General features: G+C 43.0%; 4 protein-coding genes. 2 read left to right on the top strand and 2 right to left on the bottom strand.

The features are described from left to right. Positions 1-108 precede the first annotated feature (108 nt). Positions 109-1,143: an AraC family transcriptional regulator gene (locus tag ACX5KA_RS05315; RefSeq protein ID WP_458730593.1), complete on the bottom strand. Its 1,035-nt coding sequence runs from the start codon at positions 1,141-1,143 to the stop codon at positions 109-111. Positions 1,144-1,243: 100 nt separating this feature from the next. On the opposite strand from ACX5KA_RS05315, the gene ACX5KA_RS05310 reads away from it, so the two are divergent. Both ACX5KA_RS05310 and ACX5KA_RS05305 read left to right on the top strand, forming a co-directional pair. Then, the gene (locus ACX5KA_RS05310) at positions 1,244-1,672 is read left to right on the top strand and encodes an SRPBCC family protein (protein WP_458730592.1); all 429 of its coding nucleotides are present in this window, start codon (positions 1,244-1,246) and stop codon (positions 1,670-1,672) included. Next, positions 1,659-2,471 carry a sterol desaturase family protein gene (locus ACX5KA_RS05305; RefSeq protein WP_458730591.1) on the top strand — a complete coding sequence of 271 codons (813 nt, stop codon included), beginning with the start codon at positions 1,659-1,661 and terminating at the stop codon, positions 2,469-2,471. Before ACX5KA_RS05310 ends, ACX5KA_RS05305 begins: the two co-directional genes overlap by 14 nt. A gap of 76 nt (positions 2,472-2,547) precedes the next feature. Here the strand turns inward: ACX5KA_RS05305 and ACX5KA_RS05300 are convergent, their stop codons facing one another. Continuing rightward, a complete protein-coding gene (locus tag ACX5KA_RS05300) occupies positions 2,548-2,745 on the bottom strand; it encodes a DUF4282 domain-containing protein (RefSeq protein WP_458730590.1) in 198 nt (65 codons plus the stop codon).

Here is a 2,745-nt window from a genome sequence, read left to right as displayed (position 1 = left end):
GACCAAAATTCGTACACCAAAGGTCAACAGCCCCTAGGGCGATTGCTTTTTATCGGTTGTTCTTCAACGCGACTTAATAGTTCGGCGATGAGGAAGTGGACATTAGCTTTAAGGCGCTAAAAGTTGTTTTTGGTATTTCAGTGGTGTTGTTGAGTACCACTTTTTAAAGGCGTGGGTAAATGATGATTGTTCCTGAAACCCCAATAAATCTGCGGTATCAGCGATGGAGTGATGTTTCAGCAAATCATCTAAGCGGGCTTTGCGTTCGCTATTGAGAATTTGTTGAAAACTAGTGCCACTTTGCTTCAATTTTCGCTGTAAGGTGCGCGGACTGATAAAAAGTGCATTGGCTACGCGTTGCTGATCGCAGCCTTTTAAGGTTGGATTGGCTTTTAAAAGCGCAACGACTCTATGACTTATGTCTTCATGCTGATTGGCGTAGAACTGGCTATTGGCACATTGAACACGGTCGCCGCCTTTGCTCGCCATTAGTTCTTCTTCGGATACTTTTACAAGCGCACTAAACATCGCTTTGTTCTCGCTGGTAAATGAAATATGTAAAAGGTGCTGAGGAAAAATAATGGCGTTGGTGTTGGCGTTATCAACCACCTCACAATTGAACCACATCGCTAGCATGGCTTTTTCCGAATCGCTCAAAGGAAACGTAAAGGTGACGGCATTCAGTTTACAGGCAGAACCTAATATCTTGTAGACGGTTGCTACCCAGGCTGTGGTGTTGCGCAATACCATCTGCTTGCAATCGGCGCTTTTGGGTACCCACTCAACGCGGGTATTGTCAGGTTCGAAAAACACGCTAGTGGTGCCGATGTCAGCGACTAAAGCGTCAAAGCGGGTAAGCGCATTTATAGCTTGAGCCAAGTTTTCGCAGCTTTCAACAAGGTAACCCAGCACCCCGTAATCTTTCGCCTGAATATGTTTACCTAATTCAAAACCAAATAACGAATTGTTGGTTAATGCGACCCCTTGGTTTAACAGCTCAACGTATACATCCATATCAACACGTGAAGAGCCAGACAGTGAGTCATGCTTTTGGGTAGTTACTGAAACATTGTCGGCATTAACGCCTAAGCTAACTAAATAGCTCACCATACTTTGGATATAGGCTGAGGAAACTGATGGCATATGTTTGTCGCAAAATAACAAAAACACTGTCGCATTAACGCAAGATAAAACAGAAATGTCAATTTATGCTAGGAGCCATCAAGAAAAGGAAATAACGTAGATGGTTAACGTTTACTACCAAAAAAATATTGCTGCAACGCCCAAAGAACTGCGCGATACGCTGCTTGATCACCAGAATCTAAGCGATTTTTTTAACGCCTCGTTCAAGGTGTTGAAATCAGAAAATGATAATGAGGTAAGCGGCGGAAAGGGCTGCGTAAGAGAAGTCACTATTCTGGGAGTACGCTTTAAAGAAGAAATTGTTCGTGCAGATACCAACGGCATTGAGTATAGAGTGGTTGATGACTTCCCAGTGAAGGCGCACAGGGGCGTTATTGCGTTCATGCTGCAAGAAAATGCAACAAAGGTTTCTTATCGCATAACTTGTCGCGCCCCCTGGTACATACCTAGCTGGTTGTTGTCACGCCTGTTGCAAAACGACATTGAGCAATGTCTAGATAAGTTAGGAGCACGCTTTGATCCCCGTTGAACTTATTTTGCTAGGCTTGAGCCCCGTATTTCTACTGTGTGTTATTGTTGAATTTAAAAAAGCACGACAGTTTTACAATGTAAAAGACAGTGTGAACAATGCCTTACTCGCATTACTTCATCAGGGCTCTGATGCCTTGGTATTGCTTCTACTAATGCCTTTTTTTATTTGGTTGCACCAGTTTTCACTATTTAAAATAGAACTTAGTGCACTGTCACTTTTTGCAGGTTTTATCCTTCAAGACTTTTTGTATTACTGGTTCCATCGTGCTTCACACAACATACACTGGTTTTGGCTAGCGCATGTGGTACATCACAGCTCGACAAAAATGAATTTCACAACGGCCTTCAGGCAAAGCGTTTTGTACCCTTTTGTCGGCATGTGGCTGTTCTGGGTACCAATGATTCTTATTGGTTTTTCGCCAAGTCTGGTCTTTGCCATTGTCGCTATCAATCTGGCGTATCAGTTTTTTGTACATACTCAAACGATTGGAAACCTAGGCTGGGTAGAGCGTATCTTCAATACGCCTACGCATCACCGTATTCATCACGCAACGAATAAACCATACATCGATAAGAATTACGGTGGCGTACTTATTATATGGGATAAATTATTCGGCACTTTCGTTAAAGAAGACAAAACGATAACAATAAAGTACGGCATTGTAGGAAAAATGCCTAAGGACAATCCTCTTAGCGCCAACTTCAGTCAAATAGGTGTGCTTCGTGAACAGCTTCAGCACGCAAAAGGGATAAAAGCAAAGTTAAGGAGGTTGTTTGGCTATCCTGTCGCAGATTGAAGAAATAGCTTCGTACAAGCGGGAAAAGAGGTTGAATGCTAGCGCTCCCTAGAGAAGCGCTAGCCTTGGAATAACACTATTCTTTATTGGCAATTTTCTGAAGGTTGCTGTGAATTTTGAAAAGTACGATAAGCAGTTCGCACCAGATCCTTGCGCCAATACAGCCAGACACGATGATAAATAGGCCGTATACAAAACTCGCGTCGTACCCTACAAACATCGTTGTTACGCCACTCACCACAGATCCTAGGGTCTGTTGATCTTTGCTGTACAT

The sequence above is a fragment of the Alteromonas alvinellae genome (assembly GCF_902705805.1).
This window is presented reverse-complemented; position numbering and strand designations above follow the sequence as displayed.